Annotated in this window: 20 protein-coding genes; 11 read left to right on the top strand and 9 right to left on the bottom strand. The window is 60.8% G+C overall.

Going from position 1 to position 17,535, the window contains the following annotated elements; all coding sequences use genetic code 11:
* Positions 1–8: 8 nt before the first annotated feature.
* Positions 9–407, bottom strand: a complete 399-nt coding sequence (panM, locus tag MA884_RS05715) for an aspartate 1-decarboxylase autocleavage activator PanM (RefSeq protein ID WP_256229468.1) — start codon at positions 405–407, stop codon at positions 9–11.
* 261 nt (positions 408–668) lie between these two features.
* Between panM and MA884_RS05710 the strand changes: the two genes are divergently transcribed.
* From MA884_RS05710 to MA884_RS05680, 7 genes are all read left to right on the top strand, one after another.
* Entirely contained in the window at positions 669–2,330 is a 1,662-nt protein-coding gene (locus tag MA884_RS05710; protein ID WP_256229467.1) for an OFA family MFS transporter, read from the top strand.
* A 273-nt stretch (positions 2,331–2,603) separates the two neighbouring features.
* Positions 2,604–3,197: an imidazoleglycerol-phosphate dehydratase HisB gene (gene hisB / locus MA884_RS05705; RefSeq protein WP_003186751.1), complete on the top strand. Its 594-nt coding sequence runs from the start codon at positions 2,604–2,606 to the stop codon at positions 3,195–3,197.
* Positions 3,197–3,835, top strand: coding sequence for an imidazole glycerol phosphate synthase subunit HisH (gene hisH / locus MA884_RS05700; protein WP_047226898.1), 639 nt, complete (start codon positions 3,197–3,199; stop codon positions 3,833–3,835). The genes hisB and hisH overlap by 1 nt, the downstream gene beginning before the upstream one ends.
* Positions 3,835–4,092, top strand: a complete 258-nt coding sequence (locus MA884_RS05695; RefSeq protein WP_256229466.1) for a DUF2164 domain-containing protein — start codon at positions 3,835–3,837, stop codon at positions 4,090–4,092. The genes hisH and MA884_RS05695 overlap by 1 nt, the downstream gene beginning before the upstream one ends.
* Before the next feature lie 90 nt (positions 4,093–4,182).
* Positions 4,183–4,932, top strand: a complete 750-nt coding sequence (hisA, locus tag MA884_RS05690; protein WP_186613226.1) for a 1-(5-phosphoribosyl)-5-[(5-phosphoribosylamino)methylideneamino]imidazole-4-carboxamide isomerase — start codon at positions 4,183–4,185, stop codon at positions 4,930–4,932.
* Between the two features lie 85 nt (positions 4,933–5,017).
* Positions 5,018–5,788: an imidazole glycerol phosphate synthase subunit HisF gene (hisF, locus tag MA884_RS05685; RefSeq protein ID WP_186658496.1), complete on the top strand. Its 771-nt coding sequence runs from the start codon at positions 5,018–5,020 to the stop codon at positions 5,786–5,788.
* Between the two features lie 63 nt (positions 5,789–5,851).
* Positions 5,852–6,598, top strand: coding sequence for an ABC transporter substrate-binding protein (locus MA884_RS05680; RefSeq protein WP_256229465.1), 747 nt, complete (start codon positions 5,852–5,854; stop codon positions 6,596–6,598).
* Between the two features lie 257 nt (positions 6,599–6,855).
* Here the strand turns inward: MA884_RS05680 and MA884_RS05675 are convergent, their stop codons facing one another.
* The 4 genes from MA884_RS05675 to gpmI form a co-directional block, all read right to left on the bottom strand.
* Positions 6,856–7,638, bottom strand: a complete 783-nt coding sequence (locus MA884_RS05675; RefSeq protein WP_256229464.1) for a divergent polysaccharide deacetylase family protein — start codon at positions 7,636–7,638, stop codon at positions 6,856–6,858.
* A gap of 1 nt (position 7,639) precedes the next feature.
* Positions 7,640–8,956, bottom strand: a complete 1,317-nt coding sequence (locus MA884_RS05670; protein ID WP_256229463.1) for a S41 family peptidase — start codon at positions 8,954–8,956, stop codon at positions 7,640–7,642.
* Between the two features lie 32 nt (positions 8,957–8,988).
* On the bottom strand, positions 8,989–10,275 hold the full coding sequence (locus MA884_RS05665) for a murein hydrolase activator EnvC (protein ID WP_256229462.1): 1,287 nt from the start codon (positions 10,273–10,275) through the stop codon (positions 8,989–8,991).
* A 216-nt stretch (positions 10,276–10,491) separates the two neighbouring features.
* Positions 10,492–12,021: a 2,3-bisphosphoglycerate-independent phosphoglycerate mutase gene (gene gpmI, locus MA884_RS05660; RefSeq protein ID WP_256229461.1), complete on the bottom strand. Its 1,530-nt coding sequence runs from the start codon at positions 12,019–12,021 to the stop codon at positions 10,492–10,494.
* A gap of 152 nt (positions 12,022–12,173) precedes the next feature.
* Here gpmI and MA884_RS05655 point away from each other — a divergent pair, with 152 nt between their 5' ends.
* Genes MA884_RS05655 through secB form a run of 3 tightly spaced genes read left to right on the top strand, consistent with a single transcriptional unit; the run spans position 12,174 to position 13,364 of the window.
* Complete coding sequence (locus tag MA884_RS05655; protein WP_256229460.1) at positions 12,174–12,587, top strand: rhodanese-like domain-containing protein; 414 nt, start codon at positions 12,174–12,176, stop codon at positions 12,585–12,587.
* 1 nt (position 12,588) lies between these two features.
* Positions 12,589–12,843 (top strand): glutaredoxin 3, encoded by a 255-nt coding sequence (grxC, locus tag MA884_RS05650; protein ID WP_256229459.1) that lies wholly within the window; start codon positions 12,589–12,591, stop codon positions 12,841–12,843.
* A 38-nt stretch (positions 12,844–12,881) separates the two neighbouring features.
* On the top strand, positions 12,882–13,364 hold the full coding sequence (secB, locus tag MA884_RS05645) for a protein-export chaperone SecB (RefSeq protein ID WP_256229458.1): 483 nt from the start codon (positions 12,882–12,884) through the stop codon (positions 13,362–13,364).
* Between the two features lie 168 nt (positions 13,365–13,532).
* On the opposite strand, the gene trmL is transcribed toward secB, so the two are convergent.
* Positions 13,533–13,988, bottom strand: a complete 456-nt coding sequence (gene trmL / locus MA884_RS05640; protein WP_058546236.1) for a tRNA (uridine(34)/cytosine(34)/5-carboxymethylaminomethyluridine(34)-2'-O)-methyltransferase TrmL — start codon at positions 13,986–13,988, stop codon at positions 13,533–13,535.
* On the opposite strand from trmL, the gene MA884_RS05635 reads away from it, so the two are divergent.
* On the top strand, positions 13,987–14,427 hold the full coding sequence (locus MA884_RS05635) for a hypothetical protein (RefSeq protein WP_256229457.1): 441 nt from the start codon (positions 13,987–13,989) through the stop codon (positions 14,425–14,427). The two genes, trmL and MA884_RS05635, sit on opposite strands and share 2 nt — an antisense overlap.
* A gap of 202 nt (positions 14,428–14,629) precedes the next feature.
* Here the strand turns inward: MA884_RS05635 and MA884_RS05630 are convergent, their stop codons facing one another.
* From MA884_RS05630 to glnL, 3 genes are all read right to left on the bottom strand, one after another.
* Positions 14,630–14,809 (bottom strand): hypothetical protein, encoded by a 180-nt coding sequence (locus MA884_RS05630; protein WP_256229456.1) that lies wholly within the window; start codon positions 14,807–14,809, stop codon positions 14,630–14,632.
* Positions 14,810–14,934: 125 nt separating this feature from the next.
* Positions 14,935–16,371: a nitrogen regulation protein NR(I) gene (gene ntrC / locus MA884_RS05625; RefSeq protein WP_256229454.1), complete on the bottom strand. Its 1,437-nt coding sequence runs from the start codon at positions 16,369–16,371 to the stop codon at positions 14,935–14,937.
* Positions 16,368–17,453 (bottom strand): nitrogen regulation protein NR(II), encoded by a 1,086-nt coding sequence (gene glnL / locus MA884_RS05620; protein ID WP_256229453.1) that lies wholly within the window; start codon positions 17,451–17,453, stop codon positions 16,368–16,370. The genes ntrC and glnL overlap by 4 nt, the downstream gene beginning before the upstream one ends.
* Between the last annotated feature and the right edge of the window lie 82 nt (positions 17,454–17,535).

Here is a 17,535-nt window from a genome sequence, read left to right as displayed (position 1 = left end):
TCCCGAATCTAGGCCTGCTCCAGTGTCAGTTTCAATTTGGTCGCCAGGGCCTGGGCTGCCAGATGACCGGATGGGGCCAAGAGCTTCAGTTCGGCGCCGTGTTGCGTGGCCATTCTCCGGGCTTCGCTGACCAAACGTTCCGCCACCCCTCGACGACGAGTAACGTTTCGCACACACATTTGGGACAAGTGCCAGACGTCCTGGTGCCGTTGCAGCCGCGCGGCGCCGAGCAGCCGGTCATTGAAGCGGGCTGCGATCAACGCGCCGTCTTCCAGGCATTTCTGTATCAATTGTGTGCCGTCACTGAACGGTTCGAACAGCCAGGCCGGGGCGTCCTGGTAGATTTTGTGCAGGTCCTGCCCGTCCCGACAGGTGGCTTCATTTAGCTGCTCAACAACGATGGGCATATAAATTCCTGAAAAATAAACGATTCACGCCCTACAGAAAACGTGCAACGGCGCGATAAGACAGAAGATGTAAAAAAGGTGATAGCACTTTGGCTTTTCTGTCATAAGCAAATGGTAACCTTTACCCGTTCGCCAGTCCTTATGCGACTCAATGTCGCATTAAAATGAAGCTTCACCAGAAAATACAGCCGTGCTTTGCGTGCAATAAGGCTGAGGGTGAGGCAGGGCTGGCGAGTCATACCAATAACTGGGGGATACACAATGAGCACGAGCATCACGGCGGACGGCATTGCCGACCAGCCTGCGTTCCTCTCCAAGGAACGCATTATCGCCAAGCCCGGATTCAACCGGTGGCTGGTTCCACCGGCCGCACTGGCCATTCACCTCTGCATCGGCATGGCCTACGGCTTTTCGGTGTTTTGGTTGCCGCTGTCCAAGGCACTGGGCGTCACCAAGCCTGTAGCCTGTGCGCCGGACATGAGCTTCATCACACAAGTCTTTTCATCCCAATGTGACTGGCCGATCTCAATGCTCGGCTGGATCTACACCTTGTTCTTCATCTTCCTGGGTTGCTCGGCAGCCATCTGGGGCGGCTGGCTGGAACACGCCGGGCCGCGTAAGGCTGGCGTTGTATCGGCCTTGTGCTGGTGCGGCGGTCTGCTGATTTCCGCGCTGGGTATCTACACTCACCAGATATGGCTGATGTGGGTAGGCTCCGGGGTAATCGGTGGTATCGGCCTGGGGCTGGGCTACATCTCCCCGGTTTCGACGCTGATCAAGTGGTTCCCGGACAAGCGTGGCATGGCTACCGGTATGGCGATCATGGGCTTCGGCGGCGGCGCGATGGTAGGTGCTCCGCTGGCTGCAGCGCTGATGAGCCATTTCTCTTCGCCGACTGAAGTGGGCGTATGGCAAAGCTTCCTGGTCATGGCCGCGATCTACTTCGTATTCATGGTCGGTGGCGCCCTGTCGTACCGCGTCCCGCCGACCGGCTGGAAGCCTGAAGGCTGGACCCCGGCACCGAAGAAAGCCGCGAACGCGATGATCACCCATCGTCACGTTCACGTGAACGTGGCCTGGAAAACCCCGCAGTTCCGTCTGGTATGGCTGGTGCTGTGCCTGAACGTATCCGCCGGTATCGGCATCATCGGCATGGCATCGCCACTGTTGCAGGAAGTGTTCGGCGGCAAGTTGCTCGGCAATGACTTGCCGTTCGGTCAGTTGGATGCTGTGCAACTGGGTCAGATCGCGGCCATTGCGGCCGGTTTCACTGGTCTGTTGAGCCTGTTCAACATCGGTGGGCGGTTCTTCTGGGCATCCTGCTCGGATTACCTGGGTCGCAAGAACACCTACTTCGTGTTCTTCGCCCTGGGCTTTGCCCTGTACGCGCTGATCCCGAACCTGGGCCATCTGGGCAGCGTCGCGCTGTTCGTGGCGGCGTTCTGCGTCATCCTGTCGATGTACGGCGGTGGTTTCGCCACCGTGCCGGCCTACCTGGCGGACCTGTTCGGTACGCAAATGGTCGGCGCGATCCACGGTCGTCTGTTGACCGCTTGGGCCGCAGCAGGCGTGCTGGGTCCGGTACTGGTGAACTACCTGCGTGAATATCAACTGAGCATCGGCGTTGAACGCGCCGCGGCCTATGACATCACCTTGTACATCCTCGCCGGCCTGCTGGTGCTGGGCTTCCTGTGCAACATGATGGTTCGCCCGGTTGCCGACAAGTACTTCATGACCGACGCCGAACTGGCCGCCGAACAGGCGCTGGGTCATGACAAGGGCGCCGACAGCAGCACTTCGCTGGAGTGGAAAGCCGCGCCGGGCACCAAGCCTTTGGCGATCGCCGCCTGGCTGGTGGTGGGCATTCCGTTGGCGTGGGGTATCTGGGTAACCCTGCAGAAGACGGCGGTGTTGTTCCAGTAAGACTGTTGCCCGAACCTTCAAGGTGAGGGCAAACCCTATGTGGGAGCGGGCTTGCTCGCGAAAACGGTGTGTCAGTTAACGATGATGTCGACTGATACGCCGCTTTCGCGAGCAAGCTCGCTCCCACATTTGTTTGGGTGATGGCCTCAATTGCTTGTACGGACATGTCTATCGCCGACAACCCGTCAGGGATATCACCTCCCGTGTTTCTGTTTGCCGCTCGCGCCCCTATAATGGCTGCCTTTTTCGCCCAATGATTTTGCGGAGCTGGTGATGGCCGAACGTAAGGCGTCTGTCGAGCGCGACACTCTGGAAACCCAGATCAAAGCCTCGATCAACCTGGATGGCACCGGAAAGGCCCGGTTTGATATCGGCGTGCCTTTTCTTGAGCACATGCTGGACCAGATCGCCCGTCATGGGCTGATCGACCTTGATATCGTCAGCAAGGGTGACCTGCACATCGACGACCACCACACGGTGGAAGACGTCGGTATCACCCTGGGGCAGGCTTTCACCAAAGCCATCGGCGACAAGAAAGGCATCCGTCGCTACGGTCACGCCTACGTGCCGCTCGATGAGGCGCTGTCACGCGTGGTCATCGACTTCTCCGGTCGCCCGGGCCTGCAAATGCATGTGCCATACACCCGTGCCACCGTTGGCGGCTTCGACGTGGACCTGTTCCAGGAATTTTTCCAGGGCTTCGTCAACCACGCCAATGTGACCCTGCACATCGACAACTTGCGCGGGCACAACACCCACCACCAGATCGAAACCGTGTTCAAGGCTTTCGGCCGCGCGCTGCGCATGGCCGTGGAGCTCGATGACCGCATGGCCGGGCAAATGCCCTCCACCAAGGGCGTTCTGTAATGCAGACGGTCGCGGTTATCGATTACGGCATGGGCAACCTGCACTCGGTGGCCAAGGCCCTCGAGCACGTGGGCGCCGGCAAGGTACTGATCACCAGCGATGCCGATGTAATTCGCGAAGCCGACCGGGTGGTCTTTCCTGGCGTCGGTGCGATTCGTGACTGCATGGCCGAGATCCGTCGCCTGGGCTTCGATTCGCTGGTGCATGAAGTCAGCCAGGACCGTCCGTTCCTTGGCATTTGTGTGGGCATGCAGGCCTTGCTTGAGAGCAGCGAGGAGAACGACGGCGTCGATTGCATCGCGATGTTTCCAGGCCAGGTGAAGTTCTTCGGCAAGGATCTGCACGAAGACGGCGAGCACCTGAAAGTCCCGCACATGGGCTGGAACGAGGTGAAGCAGACGGTGGATCACCCGCTGTGGCACAACATTCCAGACCTGGCGCGTTTCTACTTCGTGCACAGCTACTACATCGCGGCCGGTAATGCCCGGCAGGTGGTGGGCGGCGGTCACTATGGCGTCGACTTCGCCGCGGCCCTGGCCGACGGTTCACGCTTCGCCGTGCAGTTCCACCCGGAGAAGAGCCACACCCATGGCCTGCAATTGCTGCAGAACTTCGCGGCGTGGGACGGTCGCTGGTAATGGCTCGCAAGAAACCGCCGATCCTCACCCTCACACCCGAGCAGGAGAGTGAAGCGAACCGCAAGATCCAGCGGTTCATGGAGGATCGTTTCGAACTGGACCTGGGTTCGTTCGAAGCGGCGGAAATTCTTGAGCTGTTTACCCGCGAAATTGCTCCGCACTATTACAACAGGGCGATTTTCGATGTGCAGGCGCACCTTAAAGAAAGGTTCGAAAGCATCGAAAGCGATTTGTGGGCTTTAGAAAAGAGCAGCTGAAAGCTTCGAGCCGCAAGCTGCAAGAATTGAAACGCGTGCCTGCTTGCAGCTTATAGCTTGCAGCTTGCAGCTCTTTGACGAAGGAAAAGCATGCTCATTATCCCCGCTATCGATCTCAAGGACGGCGCTTGCGTACGTCTGCGCCAGGGCCGGATGGAAGACTCCACGGTGTTCTCCGATGACCCGGTGAGCATGGCCGCCAAGTGGGTGGAGGGCGGCTGCCGTCGCCTGCATCTGGTTGACCTGAACGGTGCCTTCGAAGGGCAGCCGGTGAACGGCGAAGTGGTCACGGCCATTGCCAAGCGCTACCCGAACCTGCCGATCCAGATCGGCGGCGGTATCCGCTCGCTGGAAACCATCGAACACTACGTCAAGGCTGGCGTGAGCTATGTGATCATCGGCACCAAGGCGGTGAAAGACCCGGCGTTTGTCGCTGAGGCCTGCCGCGCCTTCCCTGGCAAGGTCATCGTTGGCCTGGACGCCAAGGACGGTTTCGTCGCCACTGACGGTTGGGCTGAAGTCAGCACCGTGCAGGTGATTGACCTGGCCAAGCGTTTCGAGGCCGATGGCGTGTCTGCAATCGTCTACACCGACATCGCCAAAGACGGCATGATGCAGGGCTGCAACGTGCCGTTCACCGCCGCCCTGGCCGCCGCCACGAAGATTCCGGTGATCGCCTCCGGCGGCATTCATAACCTGGGCGACATCAAGGCGCTGCTCGACGCCAAGGCGCCAGGCATCATTGGTGCGATTACGGGCCGCGCGATTTATGAGGGCACGCTGGATGTGGCAGAAGCCCAAGCTTTTTGTGATGGCTATGCGGCCAGCTCTAAGCTGTAAGCTGCAAGTTAAAGCGCGATCGCAATCCGCTCTTTCTTGCAGCTTATAGCTTGAAGCTTGCAACTCTTAATCGGAGATTAAGCCCATGGCGTTAGCCAAACGCATCATCCCTTGCCTGGACGTGGACAACGGCCGGGTGGTCAAGGGCGTCAAGTTCGAGAACATCCGCGACGCCGGCGACCCGGTTGAAATCGCTCGTCGCTATGACGAGCAGGGCGCGGACGAGATTACCTTCCTCGACATCACGGCCAGCGTCGACGGCCGCGATACCACGTTGCACACCGTCGAGCGCATGGCCAGCCAGGTGTTCATCCCGCTGACCGTGGGCGGTGGCGTGCGCACCGTGCAGGACATTCGCAACCTGCTCAACGCCGGTGCGGACAAGGTGTCGATCAACACCGCCGCGGTGTTCAACCCGGAATTCGTCGGCGAAGCGGCCCAGCGTTTTGGTTCGCAGTGCATTGTCGTGGCCATCGACGCGAAGAAGGTGTCCGGTCCGGGCGAAACCCCGCGCTGGGAAATCTTCACCCACGGCGGGCGCAAACCCACCGGCCTGGACGCCGTTGAATGGGCGAAGAAGATGGAAGGCCTGGGGGCCGGTGAGATCCTGCTGACCAGCATGGACCAGGACGGCATGAAAAACGGTTTCGACTTGGGCGTCACCCGCGCCATCAGCGATGCCCTGGGCATTCCGGTCATCGCCTCCGGCGGCGTCGGCAACCTGCAGCACCTGGCCGATGGCATCCTTGAAGGGCATGCCAGTGCGGTACTGGCGGCGAGCATTTTCCACTTCGGCGAATACACCGTGCCTGAAGCCAAGGCTTACATGGCGCAGCGCGGTATCTGCATTCGCTGATTGCTGGACACCATGGCGGGCCCAAGGCACTCTTGGGTACACCATGGATTACGGTAGCCCGATATGCTCAAACGCTTCGTTCTTGCCTTTGTCGGCGTCACGTTGTTGCTGGCAGGCACCGCCCGCGCTACCGAGTCTTCGCTGGTGTTGCTGACGGAAAATTTTCCGCCCTACAACATGGCCAAGAATGGCAAAAACTTCGCTCAGGACGAGAACATCAATGGCATCGCCGTGGACATCGTCCGCGAGATATTCAAGCGTGCCGATATCAGCTACAGCCTGACGCTGCGTTTCCCATGGGAGCGTATTTATAAGCTGGCCCTGGATAATCCCGGGTACGGCGTGTTTGTCACGGCACGATTGCCCGAGCGTGAAAAACTCTTCAAATGGGTCGGTCCGATTGGCCCGGATGACTGGATCATGCTCGCCAAAGCCGACAGCAAGATTTCCCTGGACTCATTGGAGCAGGCGCGACAATACAGGATCGGGGCCTATAAAGGCGACGCGATTGCCGAGACATTGGCCAGGCAAGGACTGAACCCGATTGTCGTATTACGCGATCAGGACAACGCCAGAAAACTGGTCAACGGCCAGATCGATCTGTGGGCCACCGGGGACCCGGCCGGGCGGTACCTGGCGCGTCAGGAAGGGGTGGACGATCTCAAGACCGTGCTGCGGTTCAACAGTGCCGAGTTGTACCTGGCGTTGAACAAAAACGTGCCCGACGACGTGGTCGCCCGCCTTCAAGCGGCCCTGGATGAGCTGCGCAAGGAAGGTGCGGTGGACGCGATCATGGCGCGGTATCTCTGAAGACTGCGCCACCGCTATCGCGAGCAGGCTCGCTCCCACACTGGATCTGCGGCGAGTCAGTAATTTGCAAACGACCTGATCCCTGTGGGAGCGGGCTTGCTCGCGATAGCAGTGGGTCAGCTTGCATCCATGTTGAATGTGCTGGCCCCTTCGCGAGCAAGCCCGCTCCCACAAGGTTGCTTGGGTGTTCACAGGTGCCGCGCCTGCCATAGACCCACTGTGGGGGATTGCTCGCGATGGCGGCAACACGGTCGCCGCTACCGATAAACCCCATCTTTCCCATGCCCGGCCATCGCCCGATTGCTGCGCAGGCTGATCATCGACTTGATGTCGATCCATTCGATGCCCTGGGCCTTGAGCTTTGGCAGTTCGCGTTCGAGCACCGCCAGGGTCTGCGGATAGGGATGGCCAATCATCACCGCGGAACCCTGCTGGCGGGCCAGTTCTATGGCGACCTGAAGCTGGTGCGCGATGGCCGCTTCGGTGCGCTCATCGTCCAGGAACACATCGCGCGACACGCTGGCGAGGCCGATCTTCTGCGCCTCGGCGGCGGCGACCGTCTGGGCGCTGGTGCGGCTGTCGACAAAGAACTTGTGCCGCTGCTGCAAGTTCGCCATCAACCACGCCATGGCCCGCGGCTGGGAAGTCATGCGGCTGCCCATGTGGTTATTGATCCCGCTGGTGAAGGGTACCGCGGCGAATGCGGCGTCGAGGCGTTTTCCCAGCTCTTCAAGGGGCAGTTCCGGATGCCAGGCGAACGGCCCGGTGGCCGGGTCCATGGGCATGTGCAGCATGACGATCTTGCCGGCGCGATGGGCCTCGCGGGCAAACTCGGCGGCGTGGGGCGTATCAGGCATGATCGCTGCGGTGACTGGGCCGGGCAGGGCCAGCACGCGGCGATCCCGAGGCAGGTTTTGCCCCAGGTCGTCGATGATCAGGCTCAGGTAGGCCTTGTGCGGTGCAGGTGGCGGTGTGGCGGGCGCGGCAAAGGCAACGCCCGCCAGACAGCACATCAGGCCCAGGATGACGCGCAGGCCCATCTCAGCGGCCGGAGGTGATGTTCAGTCCTTTGAGCAGGCTCAGGGCCTGGGCCAACTGATAATCGTCATCCTGCGGCATTGGCTTGGCCTTGGCGCCGGAGCCGGTCGGTTTGTCGGCGCCGCCGTTGCCATTGCCCAAGTGACCCTGCAAGTCCGCTTCCTTGAAGTATTCGCTGTCCTGCTCGCTGGTGATCTTGGCCTTGCGCACCTCGATGTCCGGGACGATGCCCTGGGCCTGGATGGAGCGGCCGTTAGGTGTGTAGTACAGCGCAGTGGTGATCTTCAGGGCGCGGTCATTGTTGAGCGGCAGGACGGTCTGCACCGAGCCCTTGCCGAAACTGGTGGTGCCCATGACGACACCGCGCTTCTGGTCCTGCAGGGCGCCGGCGACGATTTCCGATGCCGAAGCGCTGCCACCGTTGATCAGTACCACCAATGGCACGGCTTCGCTCAGGTCGTTGCCGGTGGCCGAAAAGCGCAGCTCGGAATTGGCGATGCGGCCCTTGGTGTAGACGATCAGGCCCTTGGTGATGAAGTGGTCGACTACTTCCACCGCCGATTGCAGCACGCCGCCGGGGTTGTTACGCAGATCCAGAACCATGCCGTTAAGCTTCTTGCCGTTGTCCTTGCGCAGCTTGGCCAGGGCCTTGGCGACTTCTTCGCCGGTCTTGACCTGGAACTGGGTGATGCGGATGTAGCCGTAGCCCGATTCCAGCAATTGGCTCTTCACGCTTTTGACCTGGATGATCGCGCGGGTCAGGGTCACGTCGAACGGCATGCCGCCATCGCGTACCAGGGTCAGGGTAATCTTCTGGCCGATCTTGCCGCGCATCTTGTCCACGGCTTCGGTCATGCTCTGGCCGCGAGTCGGCTGGCCGTTGATCTTGACGATGAAATCGCCGGCCTGGATGCCGGCCTTGGAAGCGGGTGTGTCGTCGATGGGCGAAACCACTTTGACGAAGCCGTCTTCGCTGCCGACCTCGATGCCCAGGCCGCCGAACTCGCCGCTGGTGCTTTCTTGCAGCTCGGCGAAATCTTCCGGCCCCAGATACGCGGAGTGGGGGTCAAGGTTGCTGAGCATGCCTTTGATGGCGTTCTCCAGCAGCAGCTTGTCGTCCACCGGTTCCACGTAGGCGGCCTTGATCCGGTCCATGACTTCGGCAAAGGTGCGCAGTTCGTCCAGCGGCAGCGGGGCCTTGGTGGTCGCGGCCGTAGCGGCTGTCGACGATGGGGCCGGTTCAGCGGCGAACGCCAGGGGCGCACCGATCACAAGTGCGATCGTCAGGGCCAGCGAGGTGAGGCGGGACAAATGCAGCATGTCGAACGAACTCCTGAGTTGGATGGGCGCGCTTATCCTTGCGCACGACACCATTGGGTCGGGTCACTGGGGCGACCCTGCTGACGAATAGCGAAATACAGCGCTGGCGTATCCTGCCCGCCACTGTTACCAACCGTAGAGATGGACTCGCCGGCCTTGACCACATCGCCGGCAGCCTTGAGCAGCGACTGGTTATGGCCGTACAGACTCAAATAGCCGTTACCGTGATCCAGGATCACCAGCAGGCCGGCGCCGCGCAGCCAGTCGGCGAACACCACGCGACCACCATGCACGGCATGCACCTGGCTGCCGGCAGTGGCGCTGATCATCACGCCGTCCCATTTGGTGCGTGTGTCATCGCCGCGGGTTTGACCGAAGCGTGCAAGCAATCGACCATTGACCGGCCATGGAAGTTTGCCCCGTGCCGAAGCAAAAGCGCCGCCGAAGGTTTCGCCACCTGTGGAAACCAACGGGCCGGGGCTTGATCGGGCAGGCTTGCGCGGTGCATCGCTGGTGTCGGCCTGGGCCTCACGCAAACGCTTTTTTTCGGCTTCCTGCTGGGCGATCAGCGCCTTCTGGCGCGCTTCTTCCGCCTCTCGAGCCTGGCGTGCCAGGGTCTCTTCAATGGTCTTGAGGACCTTTGCCAGTTGAGCCTGGTCTTGCTCGCGGGCCTTGAGCTTGCTGTCGCGGGCCTTCACGTCCTTATTGAGCTTAGCCAGGGCGAGCTGACGCTCCTTGCGAACCTTCTCGAGTTCTTCGCGCTGGGTGTCGAGGCTGCTTTTCTGCACCAGCAACTGCGCCTGCTGCAATTCAATCTCTTTTTCGACATTGGCCAATTGGCGCAGGGTTTCGTTAAAGCTCTTGAGTTGCTCCAGGCGTGCCTGGCTCAGGTAATCGTAATAGGTGAGCGTGCGGGCGAACTTCTCGGGGTTCTGCTGGTTGAGCAGCAGCTTGAGATATTCCTGCCGGCCGTTCTGGTAAGCCGCCCGGGCCTGGATGGCGATCAGCTTTTGTTGTTCAGTGCGCGCGCTCTGGAGTTTTTTTTTCTCTCCATCGAGCCGCTGCAGCTCGGATTCACTTTTCTTCAGCTCTTTTTGCAGGGCGTCGACCTGTTTCTCCAGCTTGCCCATCTCGGTCTCGGTGCCGCGCAGGTCTTTCTGCACGCCGGACTTCTCTTCCTGCAACTTGCCCAGCAGCTTTTTCAGCTCGGCAATGTCCTGACGCGTGGCGTCCAACTGCTGTTGGGTTTGCGCGCGCTCGTCAGCAAAGGCCGGTTGGAGCAGGCAGGTCAGAACGAGGGCTATCAGAACGCGAAGCATAGAGGCGGGCGACACCAGGGAAAGGGACGGCCTAGTATGCCCGGCCCACGCTGCAAAAAAAACGCCCATTTGGGGCTGTGTGATAACTGGCCCAAAAAACACCTTGAACCCTGTGGGAGCGAGCCTGCTCGCGATGAGTCCATAACATCCAACATAGATGTTGACTGTAATACCGCTATCGCGAGCAGGCTCGCTCCCACATGGGTAAGTGTTGGGTCAGACCAGGATCGAGGTCCCGGTCATCTCCGCGGGTTTCTCCATGCCCAACAGCATCAGCATGGTTGGCGCCACGTCAGCCAGCACGCCGCCATCGCGGACCTTGAAGTTGCGCTTGCCGACATAGATGAACGGCACCGGCTCGGTGGTATGGGCGGTGTGGGCCTGGCCGGTGGACTCATCGGACATTTGCTCGACATTCCCGTGGTCGGCGGTGATCAGCGCTTCACCGCCGACCTTTTCCAGTGCCTCGACGATGCGCCCGACACAGGTATCCAGGCATTCCACGGCTTTGACTGCGGCGTCGAACACACCGCTGTGGCCGACCATGTCGCCGTTGGCGTAGTTGACCACGATCACGTCGTAGCGCTGGTTCTCAATGGCATCGACGATGCGGTCGGTGACTTCCGGTGCGCTCATCTCCGGTTGCAGGTCATAGGTGGCAACTTTCGGCGACGGGATCAGGATGCGTTCTTCGCCGGGGAAGGGCTCTTCACGGCCGCCGGAGAAGAAGAACGTCACGTGGGCATATTTCTCGGTTTCAGCGATGCGCAGTTGGGTCTTGCCGTGCTTCGCCAGGTAGTCGCCCAGCACGTTTTCCAGGCTGCCGGCGGCGAAGGCCGACGGTGCCGGGATGCTGGCGGCGTATTGGGTCAGCATCACGAAGCCGGCCAGTTTCGGCTGGCGGGCGCGTTCGAACTCCTTGAAATCGTCTTCGACAAACACGCGGGTCAACTCGCGGGCACGGTCGGCGCGGAAGTTCATGAACACCACGGCGTCGCCGTCCTCGACTTTGACCGGCTCACCAATGGTGGTGGCTTTGACGAACTCGTCGCTTTCACCCCGTTCGTAGGCGGCTTGCAGGCCTTCCTGGGCGGTGGCGGCGTTGAACTCGGCGTTGCCGTCGACAATCAGGTTGTAGGCCTGGGCCACCCGATCCCAGCGGTTATCGCGGTCCATGGCGTAGTAGCGGCCGACGATGCTGGCAATACGGCCCTTGCCGAGGGCCTCGAAAGTGCTGTCGAGCAGTTTGATCGACGACGTGGCGCTTTTTGGCGGGGTGTCACGGCCATCGAGGAACGCGTGCAGGTAGATTTTTTCGGCGCCGCGCTTGGAGGCCAGTTCGGCCATGGCGATCAGGTGGTCCTGGTGGCTGTGAACGCCACCATCGGACAGCAGGCCCATGAAATGCACGGCTTTGCCGGCGGCCACGGCTTTATCCACAGCAGCGCAGATGGTCGGGTTTTCAAAGAATTCGCCGTCGCGGATCGCTTTGGTCACGCGGGTGAAGTCCTGATACACCACGCGGCCCGCGCCGAGGTTCATGTGGCCGACTTCGGAGTTGCCCATCTGTCCGTCGGGCAGGCCGACGTCCATGCCGCTGCCGGAGATCAGGCCGTTCGGCACGGTGGCTCCCAGACGGTCCAGCACAGGCTTGCGGGCCGCGTACACGGCATTGGATTCGTGGCTGTCACTGTGACCGAAGCCGTCGAGAATCATCAGGACCAAAGGTTTAGGCGTGGTAGTCATGGAATCCACTCGTGGCTGATTAAAAGAAGGCGATGGAAAAGGGACGGGCAGTTTAAAGGTAAGTTCCGGTGCCGTCACCGCCGGGCGGGGTTTGGCCGACCTTGTGTGCTGTGTATACTGGCCGACATTTTAACGCCCTGGAACCTCCTTCGATGGTTGCTCACCTGATTGAATTTGCCACTAACCACTACCTTCTCGTCGGTATCTTCGTCGTACTGCTAGCGTTGCTGGTTGTCCATACGATGCAGGGCGGCGGCCGCAGCCTCAGTACTGGCGAGCTGACTGCGCTGGTCAACAAGGACACCGGCGTGGTGGTAGACATCCGCCCGAGCAAGGATTACGCCGCTGGTCACATTGTCGGCGCGGTGAACATTCCCCAGGACAAACTGATCGCCCGTATCGGTGAACTGGAAAAACACAAGACCAAGACGCTGATCCTGGTGGATGCCCAGGGCCAGCACGCAGGCACTCATGCCCGCGAACTGATGAAGTCCGGCTTTACCGCCGCCAAGCTTTCCGGCGGCGTTGCAAGCTGGAAAGCCGACAATCTGCCCCTGGTGAAGTGAGATGACCCACGTCGTTGTCTATTCCAGCGATTACTGCCCCTATTGCTCCCGAGCCAAGTTCCTGCTCAAGAACAAAGGCGTGGCTTTCGAAGAGATCAAGGTCGACGGCAAGCCGCAACTGCGTGCCGAAATGACTCGAAAGGCCGGACGTACCTCCGTGCCGCAGATCTGGATCGGCAGCACCCACGTGGGCGGTTGCGATGATCTGTTTGCCCTGGATCGTGCCGGCAAGCTCGATGCGATGCTCAAGGCCTGAATTCCCTACTAAGAACCTGAAAGTAAGAAGGATCTGCGATGACTGACCAACAGAACACAGCTGCCAGCGAAGAAGAAACCGCACCGCAATTCTCCTTGCAGCGCATTTACGTACGTGACCTGTCCTTCGAAGCCCCGAAAAGCCCGGCGATCTTTCGCCAGCAGTGGGAGCCGAGCGTAGGCCTGGACCTGAACACCCGCCAGAAAGCCCTGGAAGATGACTTCCACGAAGTGGTGCTGACCCTGTCGGTCACCGTGAAGAACGGTGACGAGGTGGCGTTCATCGCCGAAGTGCAACAGGCCGGGATCTTCCTGATCAAGAACCTGGATGCCGCTTCGATGAGTCACACCCTGGGTGCGTTCTGCCCGAACATCCTGTTCCCGTACGCCCGCGAAACCCTCGACAGCCTGGTGACTCGCGGTTCGTTCCCGGCCCTGATGCTGGCCCCGGTGAACTTCGATGCCCTGTACGCGCAAGAACTGCAGCGCATGCAAGAAGAAGGCACCGCAACCGTTCAGTAAGCGGCGCTGCCCATCCGGCACAAAACCTGTGGGAGCGAGCCCTGTGGGAGCAAAGCTTGCTCGCGATGAACGATGACGCGGTTTTGCAGTTGAACCGTGTCGACCTCATCGCGAGCAAGCTCAGCTCCTACAGGCTCGCTCCCACAGGTGTTTCTGGCTGACAGGGGCTCAGGCGAAACCGTTCTGCCGCCAGGCCTCGTAAACCGCCACTGCCACGGTGTTGGACAGGTTCAGGCTGCGACAGCCTTCGCGCATCGGTAGGCGCAGACGCTGGTCGGCGGGCAGGGCATCCAGTACCTCGGCCGGCAGGCCACGGCTTTCCGGACCGAACAGGAATGCATCGCCGGCGACGAAACTGGCGTCATGGAACGGCCGCGAGCCTTTGGTGGTGAAGGCGAACAGTCGCGGATGCCCCAGGCTTTCCAGACAGCTGGCGAGGTCGGCGTGGCGCTGCAGGGTGGCATACTCGTGATAGTCGAGGCCGGCACGGCGCAAGCGCTTGTCGTCCATCTCGAAGCCCAGCGGTTCGATCAAATGCAGGTGGCAGCCGCTGTTGGCGCACAGCCTGATGACGTTGCCGGTGTTCGGCGGAATTTCCGGTTGAAAAAGGATGACGTGAAACATGCACGGCTCCGCAGATAAAGATGAGCGGCATTCTACGCCGCAAACCGATCGGCGTTCGAAGCTATTGCCTCGGGTGATGGGGTCTTTGGCGATCTTCGGTCTGATGGTCGGCTTGATGATCGGTCGCCTGACCACGCCCGACCCAAGCGTGCTGCAACAAGTCGAGGTGATCGATGGGACGCTGGTGGCCTGGTTCAACAACGAACCCAAGCTGCACGGGGAAATGATCGACGGCTCCGTGGCGCTGTTGTTCCAGGCAGAAGGCCGCCCGCAGAAGGGCCAGCTCAAACTCAACGGCAAGGACGTGAACTGGCGGGTGCGTTTGAGTGACAAGGGGTTGTTGCTGACGCTGGTAGCGGCGCGCTCGTTGCGAGGGGAGTGGGTCGGCAGCGAGGTTGATGACCGCTGGCGGCTGGAGGTCCGTCTCCAGGAGCAATAAAAGAGGGAATCCCCGGCCTGCCTGTACCAAGGTCCCCAAACGGGAGGGCTTGCGCGAAACGCGCGGCCCCGGGTGTAAAGAAGGGAAACCTTGACCTGCCTGTATCAAGGCCCCCAAAACAGTGGGCTCGATGAGCCCGATATAAAATGGGGAATCCCCGGCCTGCCTGTACCAAGGTCCCCGAAACTGGGTAGTGATTGAGCTATTGCAGGGGGCGTGCCAGTTTTAAATGGCTTGTCACAAAAAGACTGCTGGTGATGCGAAAAGCCCCGTATTCCGGGGCTTTTGCTTTTGTTTGTGCGGTTTTTTCGAGTTGGGCTGATTGGTTTTGACGTGGGGCCGCATGTGCCATTGCGGTTCTCAGTGCATCGATGCGGTGCATCAAGCCTTCAAAAGCATCGCGAGCAGGCTCGCTCCCACAAGATAGTCGCAACACTGCAAACCTTTGTGGGAGCGAGCCTGCTCGCGATTGGCCTTCAAGATCAGCGAAGACCTAAAGACGGTTTGTCAGCCCTCATCCCCCTCATCATCATCCCCACCATCAACCTTCATCCCCAATTCCTTGATCTTGCGGGTCAAGGTATTGCGGCCCCAGCCCAGCAGCACGGCGGCATCGCGGCGGCGGCCGGCGGTGTGCTTGAGGGCGGTTTCGATCATGATGCGTTCGAAACTTGGTACGGCGCTGTCCAGCAGGTTCGATTGGCCGCGGGCCAGGGCCTGGTCGGCCCACTGGCGCAGGGCCTGTTCCCAATTGGTCACCGGAGCCGAGTCCTGGGGCAGGCTCAGCAGTTCCGGTGGCAGGTCGCTAATGTGCACTTCGCGACCGGACGCCATCACCGTGATCCACCGGCAGGTGTTCTCCAGTTGGCGCACGTTGCCGGGCCATGGCAGGTTCTTGAGGTATTCCTCGGTTTCGCTCTTGAGCAGCTTGGGCTCCACCGCCAGCTCCTGGGCGGCGCGGCTGAGGAAGTGCCGGGCCAGGGTCGGGATGTCTTCGCGACGGTCCGCCATGCGTGGAATATGAATGCGGATCACGTTCAGGCGATGGAACAAGTCTTCACGGAATTTTCCCGCGTGGACCAGCGTTTCCAGGTTCTGGTGGGTCGCGGCGATGATGCGTACATCGACCTTGACCGGGGTATGGCCGCCCACTCGATAGAACTCGCCGTCCGCCAGCACGCGCAACAGCCGGGTCTGGGTGTCGGCCGGCATGTCGCCGATTTCGTCGAGGAACAAGGTGCCGCCGTCGGCTTGTTCGAAGCGTCCGCGCCGCAGGTTGGCCGCGCCGGTGAACGCGCCTTTCTCGTGGCCGAACAACTCGGACTCCATCAGGTCCTTGGGGATCGCCGCCATGTTCAGTGCGATGAACGGTGATGCCGCCCGTGGACTGTGGCGGTGCAGGGCATGGGCGACCAGTTCTTTACCGGTGCCCGATTCGCCGTTGATCAGCACGGTGATATTGGAGTGGCTCAAGCGCCCAATGGCGCGAAACACTTCCTGCATCGCCGGCGCTTCACCAATGATTTCCGGGGTGCGGGCCAGCGCCGGCACCTCCTCCATGCCCTGTTGTTCCTGGGCGTGCTGGTTGGCGCGCTTGACCAGTGACACGGCCTCATCGACGTCGAACGGCTTGGGCAGGTATTCGAAGGCGCCGCCCTGGTAGGACGCTACGGCGCTGTCCAGGTCTGAGTGGGCGGTCATGATGATCACCGGCAGCCGGGGGTGCTGCTCGCGAATCCGCGCCAGCAGGTCCAGGCCGCTGGCGCCAGGCATGCGGATGTCGGAGATGATGACGTCCGGTTGCTGACGGGCAAGGCGGCTCATCACCCCGTCGGCGCTGTCGAAGCTCTGGGTGGTCATGCCTTCCTGTTGCAAGGCTTTTTCCAAGACCCAACGGATAGAACGGTCGTCATCGACGATCCACACGGTTTCACTACGGCTCATGTCGATGTGGCTCCTTGTTCCAGTGGCAGGAAGATCGAAAACGTGGTGTGGCCGGGGTGGCTCTCACATTCGATCAAGCCCTGATGCTGACTGATGATGTTCTGGGTAATGGACAGGCCCAGCCCGGTACCGTCCGGGCGGCCGCTGACCATGGGAAAGAAGATGGTTTCCTGCAACTCCGTGGGAATGCCCGGACCGTTGTCGATGATTTCGATCTTGGTCACCAGGCGATGGCGCACGTGGCCGATGGTGAATTGGCGCATGGCGCGGGTGCGCAGGCTGATGCGGCCCAGGCGCAGCTCGTTCTGGCTGCTGATGGCCTGCATGGCGTTGCGCACGATGTTCAGCACCGCCTGGATCATCTGTTCGCGGTCGATCAATACATCGGGGATGCTCGGGTCGTAGTCGCGCACCAAGGTGATGCACCCCTGGCTCTCGGCTTCCACCAGGCTGCTGACGCGCTCCAGCACTTCGTGGACATTGCACATCGCCAGGGACGGCAGCTTGTTGGAGCCGAGCATGCGATCCACCAGATTGCGCAAGCGGTCGGCTTCTTCAATGATGACGTTGGTGTAGTCCTTGAGGCTTTCTTCCGGCAGTTCCCGGGCCAGCAGTTGTGCGGCGCCGCGAATCCCTCCTAGGGGGTTCTTGATCTCATGGGCCAGGCCGCGCACCAGCATCTTGCTGGTTTCCTGCTTGGACAGCTGGGCTTCTTCCTTGGTGATGCGCAGCAGCCGATCACGGGGATGCACCTCCAGCAGCAACAGCGTGGCACCGTTGTTCAGGATCGGTGTTACCGCGTAATCCACTGTCAGGGTCTGACCGGTCAGGGCGGTGAGCATCGCTTCGCGCTTGGTGAACGGGTGCGCCTGTTCCACGGCCTGACGCAAGGAGTTGAGCGCCTCGGCCGATTCCGTGAACAGCTCGCTGATGAACTGCCCGTGGCTGCGCTGGCCGCTGACGGCCAGCAGCATCTCCGCTGCCGGGTTCATGTACTCGAGGCGCAGTTCTGCGTCGAGCAGGATGGTTGCGGTGGTGAGGTTGTCGAGTAGCAAGCGGTGTAGTGCGTCGCTAATGGTCATCAGGACCTCTTTTGGAGCGTAAGCAAGCACGCGTATGACGCGCTGATACAAGGAAAATGCAAAAACCAAACCAAGGCTCCGA

The organism is Pseudomonas sp. Q11, assembly GCF_024494355.1.
GTDB lineage: Bacteria > Pseudomonadota > Gammaproteobacteria > Pseudomonadales > Pseudomonadaceae > Aquipseudomonas > Aquipseudomonas hefeiensis.
This window is presented reverse-complemented; position numbering and strand designations above follow the sequence as displayed.

Coding starts and splice junctions, on each gene's coding strand:
- MA884_RS05655 (WP_256229460.1), top strand. CDS start 12,174: ATGGTTGCTCACCTGATTGAATTTGCCACTAACCACTACCTTCTCGTC.
- MA884_RS05680 (WP_256229465.1), top strand. CDS start 5,852: ATGCTCAAACGCTTCGTTCTTGCCTTTGTCGGCGTCACGTTGTTGCTG.
- MA884_RS05695 (WP_256229466.1), top strand. CDS start 3,835: ATGGCTCGCAAGAAACCGCCGATCCTCACCCTCACACCCGAGCAGGAG.
- panM (WP_256229468.1), bottom strand. CDS start 407: ATGCCCATCGTTGTTGAGCAGCTAAATGAAGCCACCTGTCGGGACGGG.
- MA884_RS05630 (WP_256229456.1), bottom strand. CDS start 14,809: ATGCACCGCATCGATGCACTGAGAACCGCAATGGCACATGCGGCCCCA.
- MA884_RS05670 (WP_256229463.1), bottom strand. CDS start 8,956: ATGCTGCATTTGTCCCGCCTCACCTCGCTGGCCCTGACGATCGCACTT.
- MA884_RS05665 (WP_256229462.1), bottom strand. CDS start 10,275: ATGCTTCGCGTTCTGATAGCCCTCGTTCTGACCTGCCTGCTCCAACCG.
- ntrC (WP_256229454.1), bottom strand. CDS start 16,371: ATGAGCCGTAGTGAAACCGTGTGGATCGTCGATGACGACCGTTCTATC.
- hisF (WP_186658496.1), top strand. CDS start 5,018: ATGGCGTTAGCCAAACGCATCATCCCTTGCCTGGACGTGGACAACGGC.
- trmL (WP_058546236.1), bottom strand. CDS start 13,988: ATGTTTCACGTCATCCTTTTTCAACCGGAAATTCCGCCGAACACCGGC.
- MA884_RS05675 (WP_256229464.1), bottom strand. CDS start 7,638: ATGGGCCTGCGCGTCATCCTGGGCCTGATGTGCTGTCTGGCGGGCGTT.
- glnL (WP_256229453.1), bottom strand. CDS start 17,453: ATGACCATTAGCGACGCACTACACCGCTTGCTACTCGACAACCTCACC.
- MA884_RS05710 (WP_256229467.1), top strand. CDS start 669: ATGAGCACGAGCATCACGGCGGACGGCATTGCCGACCAGCCTGCGTTC.
- gpmI (WP_256229461.1), bottom strand. CDS start 12,021: ATGACTACCACGCCTAAACCTTTGGTCCTGATGATTCTCGACGGCTTC.
- hisB (WP_003186751.1), top strand. CDS start 2,604: ATGGCCGAACGTAAGGCGTCTGTCGAGCGCGACACTCTGGAAACCCAG.
- grxC (WP_256229459.1), top strand. CDS start 12,589: ATGACCCACGTCGTTGTCTATTCCAGCGATTACTGCCCCTATTGCTCC.
- secB (WP_256229458.1), top strand. CDS start 12,882: ATGACTGACCAACAGAACACAGCTGCCAGCGAAGAAGAAACCGCACCG.
- MA884_RS05635 (WP_256229457.1), top strand. CDS start 13,987: ATGCACGGCTCCGCAGATAAAGATGAGCGGCATTCTACGCCGCAAACC.
- hisA (WP_186613226.1), top strand. CDS start 4,183: ATGCTCATTATCCCCGCTATCGATCTCAAGGACGGCGCTTGCGTACGT.
- hisH (WP_047226898.1), top strand. CDS start 3,197: ATGCAGACGGTCGCGGTTATCGATTACGGCATGGGCAACCTGCACTCG.